The sequence below is a fragment of the Nostoc sp. 'Peltigera membranacea cyanobiont' 232 genome (assembly GCF_002245985.1).
Taxonomy (GTDB): Bacteria; Cyanobacteriota; Cyanobacteriia; order Cyanobacteriales; family Nostocaceae; genus Nostoc.
On the sequence record NZ_NOLK01000149.1, the window covers coordinates 1 to 19,597 of the forward strand.

17 protein-coding genes are annotated in these 19,597 nt (G+C 42.2%); 11 read left to right on the top strand and 6 right to left on the bottom strand.

The window, feature by feature from the left end:
- Window positions 1–221: 221 nt before the first annotated feature.
- From CDG79_RS31920 to CDG79_RS31930, 3 genes are all read left to right on the top strand, one after another.
- Window positions 222–1,481 carry an MFS transporter gene (locus CDG79_RS31920; protein ID WP_094345706.1) on the top strand — a complete coding sequence of 420 codons (1,260 nt, stop codon included), beginning with the start codon at window positions 222–224 and terminating at the stop codon, window positions 1,479–1,481.
- A gap of 74 nt (window positions 1,482–1,555) precedes the next feature.
- Window positions 1,556–3,136 carry a DHA2 family efflux MFS transporter permease subunit gene (locus tag CDG79_RS31925; RefSeq protein WP_094345707.1) on the top strand — a complete coding sequence of 527 codons (1,581 nt, stop codon included), beginning with the start codon at window positions 1,556–1,558 and terminating at the stop codon, window positions 3,134–3,136.
- Window positions 3,137–3,184: 48 nt separating this feature from the next.
- On the top strand, window positions 3,185–3,769 hold the full coding sequence (locus CDG79_RS31930; protein WP_094345708.1) for a Uma2 family endonuclease: 585 nt from the start codon (window positions 3,185–3,187) through the stop codon (window positions 3,767–3,769).
- Window positions 3,770–3,854: 85 nt separating this feature from the next.
- Here CDG79_RS31930 and CDG79_RS31935 read toward each other — a convergent pair whose 3' ends face one another.
- From CDG79_RS31935 to CDG79_RS31960, 6 genes are all read right to left on the bottom strand, one after another.
- Window positions 3,855–4,937 (bottom strand): cupin domain-containing protein, encoded by a 1,083-nt coding sequence (locus CDG79_RS31935; protein ID WP_317616630.1) that lies wholly within the window; start codon window positions 4,935–4,937, stop codon window positions 3,855–3,857.
- Window positions 4,938–5,081: 144 nt separating this feature from the next.
- Window positions 5,082–6,770 (bottom strand): TfuA-like protein, encoded by a 1,689-nt coding sequence (locus tag CDG79_RS31940; RefSeq protein ID WP_094345710.1) that lies wholly within the window; start codon window positions 6,768–6,770, stop codon window positions 5,082–5,084.
- Window positions 6,771–6,778: 8 nt separating this feature from the next.
- A complete protein-coding gene (locus CDG79_RS31945) occupies window positions 6,779–7,987 on the bottom strand; it encodes a YcaO-like family protein (protein WP_094345711.1) in 1,209 nt (402 codons plus the stop codon).
- Between the two features lie 578 nt (window positions 7,988–8,565).
- A complete protein-coding gene (locus CDG79_RS31950) occupies window positions 8,566–8,928 on the bottom strand; it encodes a hypothetical protein (protein ID WP_094345712.1) in 363 nt (120 codons plus the stop codon).
- A 477-nt stretch (window positions 8,929–9,405) separates the two neighbouring features.
- Entirely contained in the window at window positions 9,406–9,861 is a 456-nt protein-coding gene (locus CDG79_RS31955) for a cupin domain-containing protein (RefSeq protein WP_094345713.1), read from the bottom strand.
- A 173-nt stretch (window positions 9,862–10,034) separates the two neighbouring features.
- Window positions 10,035–10,814, bottom strand: a complete 780-nt coding sequence (locus CDG79_RS31960; RefSeq protein WP_094345714.1) for a cysteine hydrolase family protein — start codon at window positions 10,812–10,814, stop codon at window positions 10,035–10,037.
- An 81-nt stretch (window positions 10,815–10,895) separates the two neighbouring features.
- Here CDG79_RS31960 and CDG79_RS31965 point away from each other — a divergent pair, with 81 nt between their 5' ends.
- The 8 genes from CDG79_RS31965 (at window position 10,896) to CDG79_RS32000 (ending at window position 19,567) form a co-directional block, all read left to right on the top strand.
- The gene (locus CDG79_RS31965; RefSeq protein WP_094345715.1) at window positions 10,896–12,296 is read left to right on the top strand and encodes an amidohydrolase; all 1,401 of its coding nucleotides are present in this window, start codon (window positions 10,896–10,898) and stop codon (window positions 12,294–12,296) included.
- Between the two features lie 398 nt (window positions 12,297–12,694).
- The gene (locus CDG79_RS45250; RefSeq protein WP_317616631.1) at window positions 12,695–12,817 is read left to right on the top strand and encodes a hypothetical protein; all 123 of its coding nucleotides are present in this window, start codon (window positions 12,695–12,697) and stop codon (window positions 12,815–12,817) included.
- Window positions 12,818–13,139: 322 nt separating this feature from the next.
- Entirely contained in the window at window positions 13,140–14,195 is a 1,056-nt protein-coding gene (acsF, locus tag CDG79_RS31975) for a magnesium-protoporphyrin IX monomethyl ester (oxidative) cyclase (protein WP_094329231.1), read from the top strand.
- A gap of 337 nt (window positions 14,196–14,532) precedes the next feature.
- On the top strand, window positions 14,533–15,384 hold the full coding sequence (locus CDG79_RS31980; RefSeq protein ID WP_094345716.1) for an ABC transporter ATP-binding protein: 852 nt from the start codon (window positions 14,533–14,535) through the stop codon (window positions 15,382–15,384).
- Complete coding sequence (locus CDG79_RS31985) at window positions 15,341–16,195, top strand: ABC transporter permease (RefSeq protein WP_094345717.1); 855 nt, start codon at window positions 15,341–15,343, stop codon at window positions 16,193–16,195. Before CDG79_RS31980 ends, CDG79_RS31985 begins: the two co-directional genes overlap by 44 nt.
- A gap of 19 nt (window positions 16,196–16,214) precedes the next feature.
- Entirely contained in the window at window positions 16,215–16,688 is a 474-nt protein-coding gene (locus CDG79_RS31990; protein WP_094345718.1) for a MarR family winged helix-turn-helix transcriptional regulator, read from the top strand.
- Window positions 16,654–17,931 (top strand): MFS transporter, encoded by a 1,278-nt coding sequence (locus tag CDG79_RS31995; RefSeq protein WP_094345719.1) that lies wholly within the window; start codon window positions 16,654–16,656, stop codon window positions 17,929–17,931. The genes CDG79_RS31990 and CDG79_RS31995 overlap by 35 nt, the downstream gene beginning before the upstream one ends.
- Before the next feature lie 322 nt (window positions 17,932–18,253).
- On the top strand, window positions 18,254–19,567 hold the full coding sequence (locus tag CDG79_RS32000; RefSeq protein WP_094345720.1) for an ABC transporter substrate-binding protein: 1,314 nt from the start codon (window positions 18,254–18,256) through the stop codon (window positions 19,565–19,567).
- The last annotated feature ends 30 nt before the right edge of the window (window positions 19,568–19,597 follow it).

Consider the following 19,597-nt stretch of genomic DNA (forward strand, 5'->3'; position numbering starts at 1 on the left):
GGGGACTGGGGACTTGAACCGCAAGCTGCCTCTGAGGGTGGTAACAGAGCGTCCCGCAGAGAAGTGTAGTATTCCTCCAGAAACAACTGCTTTCTTGTATTGTTAAAAACAGATAAAAAAGCTCTTTGTGCGTATGACATTCTCCTACATCTATAGAGAGGCGTATAAAGATGAGGTGAAATGATATTTGTGAGAGGAGATTGGTATAAAACAAACCTGACATGAAAAAACCGCTATTACCTGCGTTGAGGTCAAAAAACTACCAGTTGTTTTTTGCCGGACAAGGTATTTCCCTAATTGGGACATGGATGACGCAACTTGCGACGATTTGGCTAGTTTATGAATTGACAAATTCCCCATTAATGCTAGGAGTTGTAGGATTTTCGAGTCAAATTCCTAGCTTTTTTTTAGCTCCCTTTGGTGGAGTATTTGTAGATCGATTTTCTCGGTATCGGACCTTAATTGGTACACAAGTCTTGGCGATGATTCAATCGTTAACATTAGCAGTGCTGGCGCTGACTGGTGTGATTCAGGTATGGCACATTATCGCCTTGAGCTTGTGTCAAGGATTTATTAACGCCTTAGATGCGCCAGCACGCCAAGCATTTGTGCCAGAACTGGTTGAACGCAGAGAAGATTTAGCCAATGCGATCGCCATTAACTCTACCACGATCAACGGTGCGCGATTGATTGGCCCTGCGATCGGAGGTTTACTAATTGCCAGCGTTGGAACTGGCTATTGTTTTTTAATAGATGGTTTGAGTTACATTGCTGTCATCGCCGCTTTATTGGCAATGAAAGTTAAACCTTGGAAACATGTGGTATCTGACGGGAATCCCTTGCAAAAAGTCAAAGAGGGATTTGTATATGCCTTTAGCTTTCCACCGATTCGCTCGATTTTGTTGCTATCAACTTTAGTTAGCCTTATGGGGCTACAAAATACTATTTTAGTACCAGTTATTGCAGAACAAGTTCTCAAAGGTGGTGCAGAAACCTTGGGGTTTTTAATGGCGGCATCTGGAGTTGGAGCCTTAACTGGTGGTATTTATCTAGCTACGCGTCAAACAATCTTAGGAATTGGTAATTTGATTGCCTTAGCTCCAGCAATTTTAGGAACTGGTCTAATTGCCTTTTCTTTCTCTCGATTTTTACCACTCTCTTTATTTACAATGTTATTTGTTGGCTTAGGTACTATTCTGCAAATTGCTGCTAGCAACACATTTTTACAAACAATTGTTGAAGATGACAAACGTGGGCGATTGATGAGCTTATATACAATGTCATTTTTGGGGATGATTCCCATAGGTAATTTGTTAGGTGGTATATTAGCAAGTCATATTGGTGCTACCAACACTTTAATTATTGATGGCATAGCTTGTATTTTAGGCTCTATAGTTTTTAGCAGACAGTTGCCTGGTTTAAGGCAAATAATGCGTCCAATCTATGAGCAAAAAGGCATTGTAATAAGTCATAAAGCTTAGGATAAAAATTGCCAAGACATGGTATAAGATTTAATAATAATTTTGTTACTTAACCTTGGAACTGGAACAACACTATGGCTAATGCAGGTGTAATTCGTCAGCAAGCACCACCAGAACTTGTCCCGCTAAGAACCTGGATTGGTGTATTAGCTAGTATGCTTGGTGCATTTATGGCGGTATTAGATATTCAAATAACTAATGCTTCGCTGCAACAGATTCAAGCAAGTTTAGGAGCAACTCTAGAAGAAGGTTCTTGGATTTCTACCGCCTATCTCGTAGCAGAAATTGTAGTTATTCCTCTAACAGGATGGTTATCAAGAGTTTTTTCTTTACGACGTTATCTGTTAGTGAATACTGCGCTATTTATTTTCTTTTCTATATGCTGTGCTTGGGCGTGGGATCTCAATTCCATGATTTTATTTCGCGCTTTACAAGGTTTTAGTGGAGGAGTATTAATTCCCACCGCTATGACAGTTGTATTAACGACTTTACCCCAATCTAAGCAATCAGTGGGACTGGCTGCATTTGGTTTTAGTGCAGTTTTTGCTCCTTCAATTGGCCCGACAATAGGAGGTTGGTTAACAGAAAATTTTGGTTGGGAATACAACTTTTATATAAATGTAATTCCAGGGGTATTAATGCTAGCTGGCGTTTGGTACGGAATTAAGCAAGAACTACCCCAAATTAATTTACTGAAGCAAGGTGATTGGTGGGGAATTATGGCGATGGCGATTGGGTTAGGTTCCCTGCAAGTTGTTTTAGAAGAAGGTAGCCGCAAAGATTGGTTTAGTTCAGCGTTGATTGTGCGTTTAAGTATAGTAGCAGCAATTTTTATAGCGCTATTTTTTTTCATAGAATTAACTCGTAAACAACCATTTATAAATTTGCGACTTGTACTTCGGCGTAACTTTGGTTTAGCCAGTATTGTTAATGTGTCGCTAGGGGTAGGATTGTATGGTTCAATTTATATTTTACCATTGTATCTTGCCCAAATTCAAAAATATAGTGCGCTGCAAATTGGTGAAGTATTAATTTGGGCTGGGATTCCCCAACTATTTATTATTCCTTTAATACCCAGATTGATGCAACGTATTGATGTGCGTTTAATGGTGGCTGTTGGTGTGACTTTGTTTTCCATCAGTGCATTTATGAACTCTGGAATGACCAATGAAACTGGATTAGAGCAATTACGATGGTCGCAATTTGTGCGTGCAATGGGACAACCCCTAATTATGGTACCACTTAGTTCTATTGCCACTGCTGGGTTGAGTCCACAAGAAGCAGGATCGGCAAGTGGTTTATTTAATATGATGCGGAATATGGGCGGTTCTATAGGAATTGCATCTTTAGCAACTTTGTTAACTAACAGAGAGCAATTTCACTCGAATAGATTGGGTGATGGAGTATCTTTATATAACCCAGAAACTCAACAACGAATTGAGCAATTGACACAGTATTTTGTTAGCAAAGGAGAAGATTTGAGTACTGCTCAAAATCAAGCGATCGCATCCATATCTAACATTGTCCGCCGGGAAGCATTTGTGATGGCTTTTAACGATTGTTTCTATTTTATTGGCATTGCATTGTTACTCAGTGGACTTGCCGTTTTATTCTTGAAAAAGGTGAAACCATCTGGTGGTGCTGTTGCTCATTAGATTTGTTCTATAGGTTAAAATGTTTGATAAAACTACTAAGGTACTAAAATGGTCATTAGCCAAAGTGAGTACTATATCTCCCCAGAAGAATACTTGGAAGGCGAGAAATTTAGTGAAATCAAACACGAGTATATTGATGGACAAGTTTACGCAATGGCAGGGGCAAGTGATGCTCATGTTACAGTTACCATGAATGTATCTATGCTGCTGCGAAACCATCTCCGTGGTAGTGATTGCCGTGTTTATATGGCAGATATGAAAGCACAAATTGATGTCATAAATCGCTATTTTTATCCTGATGTGATGGTTACTTGCGATACAAGAGATAAAGAATTTGAATATTTTAAGTGCTATCCCTCCTTAATTATTGAAGTGATTTCTGAGTCAACAGAAGGTTATGACAGAGGGAAGAAATTTGCCAGTTACCGACACTTAGAATTACTACAAGAATATGTGCTAATTTCACCAGATCGAATGAGTGTAGAATGCTTCCGTCGCAATGAACAAGGACAGTGGGTACTTTACCCTTATGAAAAAGAACAAGAAGTGCATTTAGCTAGCGTTGATTTTCGTTGTGCGATTGCAGAAATATATGAAGATGTGACACTTGCAGAGAATAGCAATAAGAATTGACTATTAGAGAGATGTGAACGGTAATATTGCATCACCTGAATATAAGTTAAAATGCCAATTTAATAAGCATCTAACTCGGAAATTTTCAACCAATCGTTAACAATCCTTCTTTGAGCAAACGGCGTACCAACACGATTTTGCTATTGTCGCTGGCAAAATCGGGCAGCGATTTGATGGGAAATGCAGCTTTTGACTCAGCAATGAAGCGGAAAGCTGGCTCTACATAGGCTGGCGCTTCAACTCTGTTTTGAGGAAATTGAATCATCACTGCATCCCCTTTCGTGACGGTTGTACAAATCATTCCTTGGCGTTTAACAACCAGGGTATCCAAGTCAATCTGTTGCAACTCGTCCAATTTACTGAAATGGCTATCTGCGAGTGGAGACAGTGAGCCAATAAACTTAATCGTCAGCCGTTCAACTGCATCGTCAATGTCGGCGGTACTAGCAAAGGTTTTGAGTAAATCTGTCAATTGATTTTTGGTCTGCATCTTGGCATCATCCTCACGCAAAAAGCTAACAGGAACTGCTTTGCGAAATTCAACATTTTGCTGCACAATTGATGTGAGAGCTTCCTGAATCAGATCGACCCAGCGATAAACAGGAATACCTACGGTGAGATGAAGTGAGGAACTATCCAAGGTCTTAACTTCATGCACAAAACCACGCGGGATATATAATAAGTCACCTGGCTTGAGTTCAACTTCATGAGTGGGTGCGTTCAGTTGTTCCCGCAGTACTTCTTGTGGTAATCGCCGAGCATCTTCTGGCATTGGCAAATCCCAGTAAGAATTATATGTGCGCCAGAGTTTAGTTCCAGAAAGCTGGAGAACAAAAACATCGTGTGTATCAAAGTGGGGAGGAAATCCTTGAGCAGTCTTAGGGGTTAGGTAAAGATTGACATTCGCGGGATGATTAAGATATTGTTCCAGATTTCTGCAAAGTGTGGCGATCGCTTCCCAGTGCTGTTGCAGATGAAAAAGACATAAAGTATTGCCTTGATTATAGGCATCATAAAATTGATAAATACTAGGAGATGCATTGGGATCGATAGACCCTTTCCCCCCTGATTTATTCCCTTGATTGGACAAATCCTCTGCCCATTTCGATACCTTAAAGTCAGAATAGCGAATGCCAGTAAAGCGAATGAGTGAGTCAAGATCCTTCATAGAAAACAGACCTGAATAGTAATCTGTGTCTCCTCTTGAAACAACAAGGCATTGCCGCTCCCAGTATTCTTTAAAGAAGGTTACGGTATCAATAGGTTGAATTAATTTCTCAAAATCAAAGTTAGGGCTAAACATAAGCTTTATTTACAGGCGTGTTTGCAGTTTTTTTACAAATTCTTCTGGTTCGCTAAAATCTAGCCAAAAAGCCACTTGGGTAATGTTACATTCCTGTGGAAAGGCATTCATCTGTCGGCAGTTTCTCAGTTCAGCTTCCCAAAAATCGCTTTGTGTTTGTTCAGCCGACTGAACTATTTTGCTTAAAATTGGATAAAATCCAGACAGCCTTAAGGCATCGGGAAGAAAGCACTCAGTGACTGAAAAATAGTTGCTCATTCCTCGCCCCCACCATCGGGGTACATTCACAAATCCCTCTAGCCGCGCGATCGCTTCCATCATCTGAGAAAATTCAGCTTCAGTGAAGGAGTTACTTGATAGCCAAGCTGGAAATTCAGCCTCGTTAGTAACTCCTTTTTGTTGGAAAAAATGCTGCGTAATTTTTTGAGTAATACTAATTCTCAAACTTGCTTCAGATTGGCTGTTTGTCTGTTCGGCTAAAGCCCAGAGGATAGCCACCTGACGGTATAACCTCCGTTCACAACTCGCTAATGCGCTAACTGTTATTTGTTCGGCACTACTCTCTTCCTTCGCAAAGGAGATATCTTTACCAACAATCGTCAGGATGAATTGATGCAGTTGCTCTACCTGTTTGGCAAAGGCATCATGTCCGCTATGAAGTTTGAGCAATGCCTGAATCCGACCCAAACGTTCAATCAGGGCTGGCTCTAACTCTAGTTCATTAAGAGAACTCAAACCCAATATTTGAGAATTGTAAACGTCAGCTAAATCAGCTTCCGACGGTTGGAGGTTCTTTTGTTGGGCTACAGCATCACACCAACGCAGTAGCCCAGCAAGATTACGCAATTGAATATAAACCCTACCTAAAAATCTGGCTTCCTGGGATACTTTTTCGGCCAGAGGCAGCCAGGAATATGTTGTCCGTAATGGACGGATAGCAACTCTGGCTTGAAGTTCCTCGATAAAAATGGACTTGTTGAGTTGAAACTTTACCTGGTTATTAGCAGCAGTGCGATCGCTTTCTCCAACCATAGTAGCCAGATGTTTCAGCAGTCCAACGGCATCTAACTGTTTTTGATCCACATAGCTGCCATTTTGCACAAAATCCCAAAACTGGGCTAAAACCTGGCGATCGCCCCCCCGCACTTCAGCATCAGCCACTGCTTGCCTCAAATGTCGTTGAGTGAAGAACTGCCGTTTGGCACAACTGATAATTAAATTAGCGATCGCCACATCAATAATGTTTTTGTCTACCGCCAAGTTAACTGTGGCGCGGATGTTTACTAAGGCATCAGTCAAGGGTTGGAACTGGGATTCAGGATTGCTATGTAAAATCGCCACTTCATCATCCCCGATGTACCGTCCATCTTGGTAGGCTGCAAAAATACCTCCAAATCCCTCCATGCCAAAGGCTTCCAGTTCGGCGGCTCGGAGTGCGCCCATGCTACTTGCCCCAAATACTCGCACTCCTGCTTCTAATGCCCAGAGAATCTCCTTATGCCAAACTGAAGCGCTTTGGTCAAAAAAACCGTCAATAATGGCAATTACACGCGGCTGTAACCGCAGACAGGCAAGAATATCACCGCAACGCACAGGAGCAAGGTAACGGGCCGGTAAAATTTGACTGGCTTGGGTAACGGATAGGGTAGGGCCAAGAAAGACGAGAATTTGACTAGGTTCCAAATAATTCGAGTGCATATTAAATTTTACAAAGACGAAGGGAGATGCATACCCGGTACAATGACATGCACTACTGGAATGCCATACTCCGGTCGCGTATGATTGACGAAAACAGCTTGATTAAATCCCTGATTACTCAGACAATCGAGAATTTGTTGAATTTCTTCTGCAAAGGTTGGGGTAAAGGCCAGTTCAGGCTGAGTTTCAAAATCAATCAGGGTGGCGATCGGTCTTTTGCTGCTAGACTTCATTGCTGGGCTACCTGGCAGCCTGATGCGTCCAAGGGCATAACTATCTGGATGAATGTCATCTCGACTACCCGCAATAACCGTTACTCGTGACTGAGCCGCTTCAGTGATTGCCCGTGCTAAGGCTATTTCTTTGGAACTGTGGCATCCCCAGCCTGCTGCTGTGGGTCGTCCATGCCAGTTTTCGCTGTCACTAATCAAGCATTTATAGGTAGGTATCCCGATAGTTGAGGTTAAGTCAGTAATCACGGCTGTCGCCCCGGCAAGTTTAACTTGATGGAGTAAGGATTGCAATAAAGGAGACTGGATGGTTTGACTATCAACCAAGCAGTTAATCCGTTCCTCCAGAGGAAAACGCCACCAACGCCACTCAGCTTCGCGCTCAATGACTTCAAACAATCCATGAGCGATCGCTTCTAGTAAATGGTTTCCTGATGCTAGTCCATTACTAGAAGTGCTGAACAGATGAGTATCACGTTTTTCAGTTGTGGTGTCTAAATCAAGATATGCCTGCGGTACATAAACAGGTTCCCCCGTAAATAGATCGGTTCCACAAATCCAATCTAACGGCAGATCGGGATGATAAGACTGCGATCGCTTACCTGGCTCTAAAACGCTAGGATCGATTGCCTGGTGATGTCGGCAGACTTCTTTATAGGAGGCAACCATCTCTGGTTCTGGGAGGTTTTCTGCATGATAAGACTCCACAGATTCCATTGCCGCCGAGATCGTTGCCAGCAGAAGGGAAATTCCCTTGCCTTGAGAACCAGAAAAGGCTTTTCCGTTAGGACGAATCGCTTGAGCAACAGGAATACCAATGCAGTCAAGACCAGTAATGTCTGCAACCCGCGTAATGCCAAAAACAGTCAGAAGTTCTTGTAGCTTCTCCCAAGTAGAATTGGGTTCTTCAGCCCGAAACGTGCCATTAAGATTCAGCTTAGGAGCATTCAGATTTTGCCACATTCGCTTGTTTCGTTCTCCAACCATTACTGTGAGTACTAATAAATACTTGCTATTTAATGTATTTCAGTGATTTGTAGCATGTCATATTAAGCACACAGTATATTAATTTATGACTAGTGCTTTGGAAAATTGCGATATCAAAACCATTCTAGTAAAAGGTTAGTGTTGCACAAAATAAAGATGAATTGAAAACTAACTTTTTATCAGACTGGTGTTGTTGTTAATGCTACTTTATTAAATAAAATTTAGGCATATCCATTGTTTCTTTGGAAGTGCCTTAAGATTTATTTATCAGATAGGCGTTGCATAAAAATATTAATATGAATTGAGGTGAATTCTGATAGTCATTCAATTGTAACTTGGACATATAATATGCCAAGGTAAACAGAGAAAACAAATACTCATTTGAGATATTTGGCTTGTCAATATCAGAAAACACTGTGCTATTTCAAAGGCAAAAAATACTGAGAAATTCTCTTCGATGTTACTGCACTATCTCAAATATTATTCTGTCCTTTTGTCAGCCACAAACATATCTTTATTTAGCAACGCCCTCAGTCACTACATTCATTTGTAGTGACACTAAAAGCCTGAAATCAAGGCTACCAGCAGCACATAACTGTCTCTTTCACTGTGGATGAAGCCATTCCTCCAGCTACACTTTCTAACTCATTTTCTGATAATTCTCGGTTAGCTGGTCTTGCTTTAATACCGTTAACGCTATTAATAGACCGGATATTCACAGATGGAGAAGCAGTTGACAAACCGAGAACCTTTCTTTCAGCAGAAACCATTACAGATTTAACGTCATCAGCGTTAAATTCAAAACCATTTGATTCACCTTGTTCAACAGCGATTCTTGCAAACTCACCTGCTTCAGTAGCATCCAAAGCCTCACGCAACTGAGAATTGCCTGGTTGCGCTAAAAAACTTTCATAGTATTCGACAAAACTTTGCTGAGACATTTTGAACTCTCCTTAAGATAAGATACTTGGCTTTATACTTTGGCATCTCGAAATAGGTAACTAAATCTGAAGCCAGCGATGAACTTCAAAAGTATTATTCTCGAACCGCTAGGCAACAGAATAGCTATATACCAAAGTTCTAGTATTGTTCAATACAATAATTGCTTAAAGTATGGTCAAGTGTCTAGAGCATTTTGATAAAATTTTGTAACTAATAAAACATTCTTTTTGTATCTCAGGATACAAAATGTAACATTGGGATTGACAAAATAGTGCTGCTTGAACCTTAAAATATTAGATCCACCAATTTCCATGGCCCATCACACCAATAAATGCATCAACGATGCATTTATTGGTGTAAAAAACACTCAATATCCTGTATTTTGGCAAGGCTTCTAGAACGCTTCCTGTTTTTAGATCGTATTCATCCCGTTTCTGGTGGCGTTGAACCCTCGTAAATTGGCAGAGGTATCGATCTTAGCAAGGCATTAAAGCATTTAGTCTCCCCAGTACTGCCATATCTTCTGCATCTAACTCCGACGGAATACCACTGCGAATTAATTCCGAAAAATCTTCATTGGGAACCATAACAGTTAGCGTATACAAGCGAGTCGAACCAGTATTTTTAATCAAATGAGTCCCGGTGGGAGGCACTAATAAACTATCTCCAGTTTTGATCGTGGCACTCTTGCCGTCACACATAGCGATCGCTTCCCCTTTGAGGACAAAAAACATTTCCACCGCCCACTGATGGCGATTTGGCGGCGTTTGTCCTCCAACATCAAAAATTTCTATGCAGCAAGTCAAGGAAGTATTAGCATTTATCGAATCAAAGATAATAGCTAATCGATTAGAGTCGTTGGGACTGATGCGATATACTTGGTAATCTTTGGGAGATTTGATAACCGGAATTACACAACGACTAGCGTACATTTACTTATTCCCTCTAAGGTTATCGATGGGTATGAAAATTTCTAAAATCCCAGCCTTGAATATTGAGTTGTATATTCTATTCGATCAAATCACTAATTACTAAACACTAAATATTCCTTAGTCAGCCAATTTTGAATTTGGGATTGAAGGAAAATCTAAAATATAAAATCGAATTACTCCTCACTCTTTTGCAGCGCTGTTAAAATTCCTTGGGAGTCAGTGACAAAACCGAAGCATTGTTTAACATTATACAATGTCGCTAGCCAACAATATTCAGGAGAAGTAGTAGCGGTACAATCCTTAACTAACACGCAGTCATATCCTAAGAAGTTGGCATCACATAAGGTAGCTAGCACACATTGATCGGCATTAACACCAGCAAAAAATAATGTTGTGCTTCCTAGATTCCGCAAGATACTATCTAATGGGGTATCCCAGAACGCACTCATGCGGTATTTGTCTATACGAATATCTTCGGGAAGCTGTTCTAGTTCGTCTACTACTGCTGCGGCCCAACTACCTGCCATCAGTACTCTAGCACCATTGCTTGGCAGTGGATCGCCTAAACCCACACCTGCCCCTGTGGGGTTATAGACATGACGCGAACCAGCACTAATATTGAGCAAGTCGGGACGATTTCCCCAATTTATCCAAATTACTGGAACACCCGCCTCACGGAGTTCTGGAAGTAAGTTATTTAAAGGTTCAATAGGCTGACGCGCCGGAGTTACATCCACGCCAATATGCGCTAACCAGCCATCAGGGTGACAGAAGTCGTTTTGCATATCAATGACGAGGATAGCAGCTTTTGCCAAGTCTAGGCGCAGGGTTTTAGTATCTGTTGATAAAATAACGGGTTGTGGGATCTTTTGAGGACGAGTGATATCTGCGATCGCATCATTCACTGTCCACGCATTTGGTGAGACTCCCAATGTCCGAAAAGGTTGATTCATAAAATTGCCATACTCAACATCATTTTCTATCTTGTAACTTGAAATTCAGTTCAAAATACAATTACTTAATTAAGGTTAAATATGGTAAATTTCACTATCCAGAATGTTTTAATTGCCGCTAGTGATGATTATGCAACGGTAGATGTACAGATTGTAGATGGTGCAATTGCAGCCATTGCCCCGAATCTACCAGTAATTGGCACTGCCATCGATGGCAAAAATAAACTTTTGTTACCTGGCTTTTTCAACGCCCACACCCACTCATCAGAGATGTGGCAACGAGGAATCATGTCAATGTTCCCTTTAGAATTATGGTTGGCGGAACTGTATGATTTTGCCCCCCTCGATCCCGAACAGGTTTATCTCAGCGCTTTGGGTACTGCGGTAGAAACCTTACTTTCCGGCGGGACGAGTGTAGTAGATCACCTGGTGTTAATTCCCGGACTTGAGTTAGAAACGATCGCCATTGCAACTCGCGCTTACCGAGAAGTTGGAATTCGCGCCTTTATCGCCCCCTTAATTCAAGATGAATCCCTCAGCGCAGGTATGCCATCTGGGGAATCAGCCCAAACTCATGAACCTTATTTTCGCTCAACTGCGGCAACATTAGAAATTATCGAAGAGGCGGTGAGACAATTTCACCGCCCGGATGAGGGTATAAATATTTTAGTTGCACCAACGGGAATACAATTATGTACTGATGCTTTATTTGCAGGATGTATCGAGTTAAGCGATCGCTATAATCTTTGTCGTCACTCCCATTTACTCGAAACGAGGGCACAGGAAAAACTCGCCCAAGAGAAGTATGGTTGTACTGCCGTGGAACATTTAAAAAGAATCGGGTTTTTGAGCGATCGCACAACACTTGCCCATTGTGTTTGGTTAAATGATAATGATATCGCCATCCTCGCTGAAACTAAATCTACAGTTGTTCACAATCCCTTAAGTAATTTACGTTTAGGCAGTGGCATTGCCCCAATTTTAAAATATCGCCAAGCTGGAGTAAATGTAACTTTTGGTTGTGATGGTGCTTCTAGTAACGACTCCCAAGATTTGTTAGAAGCGATAAAAATTGGTTCTATATTGCACAACGTTACAGATTTAGATTATCAGCACTGGATTACACCCCGACAAGCAGTAGAAATGGCATCTTTAGGAGGTGCGAAAGGACTGAATGTTGCAGATAAGCTCGGTTCTATTACTATAGGGAAACAAGCAGATTTAGTACTTTATGACCTCACCAATTTATCATTACTTCCTCGTACAGACCCTATTGGCTTATTAGTTTTAGGTCGTCCTACTAATGTTGTTGATAGTCTTTGGGTTAACGGTAAGCAAATTGTTGCCGATGGGAAAGTAACAACAATTAACGTTGATGAATTGCGACAAGAATTATTTAACCGCAGTCAGTGGGAGACAAAGCGTAAGTCTCAAACTGTCGCGCAAATTGAAGCCCATTATCGCACGGTTATGGGGTTGTAAAACACACAAAAACACGGTTTAATTCCGTGTTTGATGTGTTATGCCGATTTTGGTAGTTGTAGTGCTATGCAACATATTAAAAGAATAAGGAATTTGAGCGATGCTTACGACGGGCATATAGGATTACTATTTGATTTTTGAACGAAATTAGGTATTGTAGAGTGTGTTAGAACGAAGTTCGTAACGCACTATTATCATGGGTTTGATGCGTTACGCTCTCGCTAACACATCCTACGTATATTTTCAGAAATCAAATCGGATTCCTATAGCTGCGGAATAACCTTAGCTGATTGCATTTGAGTTGAAGTCAATTATATCATCACGGATGAGAGCTTTAGGAATAGAGAGGCGATCGGTGTTAGCTTTAAAAGCAAAGCGTTGCGTGAGAGCAATTCACCATGTCGTCAGCAGCAATTATTACTGCGATCGAAATGATGGAGTCTTTACCTATTGAGGTACAAGATCGGATTGCAGAGCATCTGCGGGAATACATTGACGATCTGCAAGATGAAATCACATAGAATGAATCGTTCTAGAGAACACAATCAAAACTCATTGCTGCTGCTAAACAAGCAAAACAAAAAATTGCAGAGGAACAATCTACAGCCTTTCAGTAAAGGTAATTTTATCTACTAAAGGACTCTGTAGTTATAAATTTATTTGACTTGGAGAAGTTTAAAAAGTTAATAAATTTTTTAAACTAAAGTCCTATTATGCTTTAACCGATCTAGTATATAGGGCATTTCTTGCTTTACTGAAGGATTGTAAAAAGGCATAGCAAAAGAATCATATTTATTATAACTTGATAACTATAGGACTATTTACTTGCTTACCGTATTACACATGGTTAATACCCTACCCAAGCCAGAAATTAAAACCCCCAGCAAAGAAACTGTACTTACCCCCCGGTTTTACACTACAGATTTTGAAACTGCGGCCAACCTGGATTTATCTGCCCAGGAGACGGAGTTAAAGGCAATGCTGACAGAAATGCAGACAGACTACAACCGTCATCATTTTGTTCGGGATGAGGTGTTTAACCAGTCTTGGGAACACATTGAGGGTGAAGCAAGGCAGGCATTTATTGAGTATTTGGAACGCTCTTGCATTTCAGAATTTTCTGGCTTCTTGCTATTCAAAGAATTATCCCGCAAGCTGAAAAATCGCAGTCCACTGCTAGCGGAAATATTTCAACTGATGGCGCGTGATGAAGCTCGCCACGCCGGATTTCTCAACAAAGCAATGGGTGATTTTAAACTCTCCCTAGATTTAGGGAATGTTACTAAAACCCGCACCTATACGTTTTTCCCAATTGAGTGGGTACTCTACACCGTTTACTTATCAGAAAAAATCGGCTACTGGCGTTACATTATTATCTACAGACATCTAGAAAAGTACCCAGAAAACCAGTTTTACCCCATCTTCCAATATTTTGAGAGTTGGTGTCAGGACGAAAACCGCCACGGAGATATATTCAAGGCGCTTTTACGTTCTCAACCGCAACTGTGGAACAACTGGAAAGCTAGGCTGTGGAGTCGCTTTTTCTTGTTATCGGTATTTGCTACCCACACGCTGACAGTTCATGAACGGGCTGGTTTTTACACCTCATTGGGACTTGATGCGACAGAATTTGACCGCGAAGTTGTCCGTAACACCAATGAAACTGCTGGACGAGCTTTTCCTGTGATGTTGAATACTGAACATCCGAAGTTTTTCCCACGTCTACAACGCTGTGCGGGTTACAACATGAAAATTGCAGAGATTGAGAGTAGTTCTGTACCCAAAGTTGTGAAACTAATTCGCAAACTACCTTTGATTGCAGCAATTGTTTGGAATCTACTGTTAGTTTACCTAATCAAACCTGTAGATGCTGAGGCTTTGCGGGAAACTGTGCGTTAGATTTGGCGATCGCGAATCGCATTCTATGATTCCACAGAATGCGATCGGCCTCCAAATATTGGGTTTTTTTACGATCTCAGTGTGACTTTATTGATGTTGTTCAAAAAACTGCTGTTTTGCTCCGAAGGGCTTTCAGCCTGCTGTTGCAAGCGTTCACTAATGCGATCGCCCGCTAACTCGCAAAGCTCAAAACACGCAGAGGGAGGTAGTTTTGCGTCAGTCCTAATCAATTATTTTGACTCTGATTGAGATTTTTGTAACAAGTCTATTGACTTCCAGGATATATATTGAGAAACTAATAGTTAGTTTAACTAATTAATGGAAGTGCATCAAACTTGTGACAATACTGACTGGAAAAATAAATCGGTCAGAATCTCCTAGCGAGTCAAGACCGTTGATTTTGGAAACTCAGGGACTCACACGCCGTTTTGGGAAGTTAACGGCTGTTAATAACCTGAGTATATCTGTGGAACAGGGTGAAGTATTTGGGCTGCTTGGGCCTAATGGGGCAGGGAAAAGTACAGTTATTAAGATGTTGACAACTTTGCTACCTCTGAGTGCAGGGAAAGCAACCTTAGCTGGCTATGACGTGACTCGTCAACCCAATCCTGTGAGACGGGCTATCGGCTATGTACCCCAAGCGCTCTCTGCTGATGGGAGTCTCACGGGTTACGAAAATCTCTTAATCTTCGCCAAGCTTTATGGAATACCAGCAAAAGGACGCGATCGCCGCATCTATGAAATTCTAGAATACATGGGTTTGCAAGATGCAGCAAAGCGCTTGGTACGCAACTACTCTGGTGGGATGATCCGCAAGCTAGAAATCGCCGTATCAGTTTTACATCAACCCCAAATTCTCTTTCTTGATGAGCCGACTGTCGGACTAGATCCCATCGCCCGGACTCAAGTATGGCAGCTTGTGCTACAACTCTGTGCTGATTACGGCACAACTATATTTTTAACAACCCACTTTTTAGAAGAAGCAGACAGTTTATGTAACCGAGTGGCGATTATGCAGCAAGGTGAAGTCGTAATTACAGGCACACCAAGCGACTTAAAAGCTTCTTTAGATCGACCAAACGCAACTTTGGATGATGTGTTTATTCACTATACAGGCGACCAGTTAACATCAGGAGTCAACTACCGTGACACAGCAAGAACCAGACGGACTGCGCAACGGTTGGGTTAAAGCACCACCCACTGGGCGAGTAAATTTCATCTCTGCAATCAAAGAGTTAGTTACAAAAACCCTGGCGATCGCGGAATTAGAAATCCGTAAACTCCGCCACGATCCTACTGATTTAGTAGTTCGGGCTGTGCAACCAGCCTTATGGCTGTTGATCTTTGGGCAAGTTTTCGCCCGCACTCACGCGATTCCTACAGGTAACTTACCCTATTTGGACTTCATTTCTGCTGGTATTTTGGCTCAGAGTATTCTGTTTGTGGCAATTTTTAGTGGTGGAATGACGCTAATCTGGGAGCGAGATTTAGGGATTGTCCATAAGTTTTTAGCTAGTCCGACACCTCGCGTGGCGATGGTCTTGGGCAAAGCTCTGGCGTGTGGGGTGCGGTGCTTATCTCAAGTACTATTGATTTACGGATTGGCATTTTTATTAGGTGTAAAATTAAATCTTCATCCCCTAGCTATTCTCCAAGTACTTGTAGTAGTCATACTGGGCGCGGGAACATTTTGCATTTTTTCATTAATTATTGGCTGTTTAGTGAAAAGCCGAGAAAGGATGACGGGTATTGGGCAATTGTTAACCATGCCGTTATTTTTTGCAAGCAATGCCATCTATCCGATTTCGTTGATGCCCAGTTGGTTAAAATTCATTTCCCATTTAAATCCCCTGACTTATGAGGTTGATGGCTTACGCAGCACGATGCTGTTAAACGGCACTAGCGTCTATGGCTTTGGTCTGGATTGTACAATTCTCTTATTAACATTCATAATTTTGGCCATCATTGGTGGAAAACTTTATCCACGGGTGGCCATGTAATCAGGAGAACAACAAGCCCATGACCTTGGATAAACCTGCTCAAGGTGCAACTTCCGAAGAATGTGCCGCTAGAGTAATGGAAACAGTTCCATTAATGATGCGGTTTATCCGAGCGGATATGCGTGCCCATAGTGCCGCCTTTTTATCTATACCTCAGTTGCGATCGCTAGCATTTATCAATCGTAATCCAGGTGCTTCATTATCTGACCTCGCAGAGCATTTAGGTGTCACTTCTGCCACGGCATCAGCAACCGTAGAACGCTTAGTACAACGTGACTTCGTGAAACGTTGCTCTCATCCTCAAGAGCGGCGGCGGGTGCTGCTCAATTTAACTGAAGATGGAAGGCATCATCTCAAGCAATCCCAAGATCAAACTCGCACTCATATTACCGACCTGTTAAAAGGTTTGACAGAAGAGCAAATTTCTAACATTGAAGAAGGCTTAACTCTACTAAAAAATGTCTTCGAGCAAACGGAACTCAAATCCCCATAACTCTGAGGTTGCACAGCACGATCCCTTTGCAGCCTTTAAGTTTCGAGACTATCGGCTATTTACCATTGGACGGCTGGTGCTGTCCGTGGGATCGCAAATGCAAACTGTAGCTATCGGCTGGGAACTCTATGAGCGGACTAACTCAGCGATCGTTCTCGGTGGTGTAGGACTGGCGCAAGTCTTGCCGATGATTGCTCTCACCTTGATTACCGGACATGTGGCCGATCGCCGCGAGCGCAAACTCATCATCTTACTATCAGTGACGCTGCTAGCTCTCTGTTCGCTGGCTTTGGCAGTGCTTTCTTATACTCAAGGTGCAATTTTTCTAATTTACGCCTGCTTGGTATTAACAGGTGTCGCTAGGGCATTCCTCAGACCTGCTAGTGATGCCTTAATGTGGCAGTTGATACCTGTCAGTGCGTTTACTAATGCGGCAACTTGGAATAGTAGTAGCTTTCAGTTAGCTGCTGTTATTGGCCCAACCTTGGGGGGATTCGGCATCGCTTTGCTGGGAAGTGCTACAGGAGTATATGTAGTAGCAGCGATCGCCGCGTTGCTGTGTTTTCTTTTAACAGTAGCGATTAAAGAACAAAAAGCCATCCGCACAACTGAGCCAATCTCACTTAAAGCACTTGCAGCTGGTGCTAAATTTGTCTGGCAGAATCAGTTGATTTTAGCAGCGATCACATTGGATATGTTTGCTGTATTGTTGGGTGGTGCGATTGCATTGCTACCCATCTTTGCCAAAGATATTCTCCACGTGGGGCCAGTAGAATTGGGATACTTACAAGCAGCCCACTCCATTGGTGCTTTGACTATGGCCATTACCCTGGCGTATTTACCACCGTTACGCAAAGCAGGCCCAGCCTTATTGTGGTCAGTGGTTGGCTTTGGAGTTGTCACAATCATCTTTGGACTTTCTCGTTCATTTTGGCTGTCTATGTTAATGCTGACCCTTGGTGGCGCACTAGATAGTATTAGCGTTGTGATTCGCCATACATTAGTTCAAATTAGAACACCGGATCGTTTGCGTGGTCGGGTTGCTGCTATTAATAGCGTGTTTATTAGTGCCTCGAATGAATTAGGAGGCTTTGAATCAGGCTTGACAGCAGCTTTATTTGGCCCAGTGATTTCCGTTGTCGGTGGTGGAATTGGCACAATTGTAGTGGTGATTGCTACAGCCATGATTTGGCCGGGAATTCGTAAATTAGGAGCTTTGCAGGAATATAAAAATCCTGATTGATTTCTGCAAGCTGCACACTGGTGACTTCCAGTCATGAGTTAGGCAAGCCATATTCCTATTAAAGGAAATAGCTCACAGAGCGTTGAAGCAGGAATCGCGTGACGGGAGGTTCAATTATTACAATCTGTTAAAACTGTCAGTATAGAAACATTAAATACTGCTTTATCCCTTCTTGTTAATACCAGGAGAGGATAAACTAAGAAGAAAATCGGAAACAATTAAGTCGTAGGAATGGCTACGCTTCGCAAACAGGCAGTAAATACAGTTGCCTTCAGAGATAACTAGATAATTATTACCAATAGCGATCGCTACATTATTGATAATGTTGTATCAAAACCCAATCAACAAGCTACAAAAATTCATCCAAAAACAAAGTTTTTTGCATATAGCGATTTTTCTAGCAATTCTTTTGGGGATCGTATTGTTCAATTGGGTAGCACTCTCGCAGCAACCAGTTACCCTGAATATGTTGATTACTGCCCCTGATGCCCAACCTTGGAAGCAGGGTTTGATTAGAGACTTTGAGGCTGAGAACCCAGGCATTCGCATTAACTTAGTTGAGGGGCCCAATGCCACAAATTTGCTCGAAGACCTGTACACCTCATCTTTTATATTAGGTGAATCCCCTTATGACTTGGTGAATATGGATGTAATCTGGACACCCAAGTTTGCTGCTGCTGGATGGTTGCTACCCCTAGACGATCGCATTTCCAAGCAAGAGTTGGCAGTATTTTCACCCAAGGATGTAGAAGGCGGACGTTACCAGAACAAGCTGTACCGCATTCCCGTGCGTTCCGACGTGGGAATGCTCTACTACCGGGAAGATTTAATCAAAGAAGCAGGATTGAAACCACCAGAAACCTTTGAGGATTTAATGCGAATATCCCAAGCCTTGCAGAAAAAAGACAAGGTGAATTGGGGTTATGTTTGGCAGGGACGGCAATATGAAGGACTCGTAGCAATGTTTGTGGAAGTCCTTAATGGTTTTGGTGGCTTCTGGGTTAATCCCCAAACGTTAGAGGTAGGGCTGGATAGACCAGAAACATTACAAGCCATTGAGTTTTTGCGTAGTACCATCAGCGAAGGCGTTTCTCCTCCTGGAGTCACAACCTACCAGGAAGAAGACACCCGGCGTTTCTTCCAAAGTGGTCAAGTAGCGTTTTTACGTAGCTGGCCCTATGCATGGCCTTTAGCCCAAGAAAAGAATTCGCCAATCAAAGGCAAAATTGCAATTAAACCGATGGTTCATGCTCCCGGTAAAACTGGTGCAGCTTGTTTAGGAGGCTGGGGTATAGGGATTTCTAAATCTTCTAAACATCCCGAAGAAGCGTGGAAAGCAATTCAGTACTTTACCAGTCGGGAGGCACAGCGCCGATTCATTTTGAGTGCAGGCTATGTTCCAAGTCGCCGAGATTTATTTACAGACCCAGAGATTGTTGCCAAATACCCTCACTATCCGCAGTTACTGGAGGTTGTGGACAATGCAGTTTTACGTTCGCCAGTAGCTCAATATGCCCAGACATCAGATATTTTGCAGCGTTATCTCAGCGCTGCGCTATCCAATCGGATAAATCCAGAACGAGCAATGCAATCTGCTGCTAATGAAACGCGCCGATTGCTAGGGACTAGGAACTAGGGACTGGGGAAGGTGGGGCCCCCTATGGGG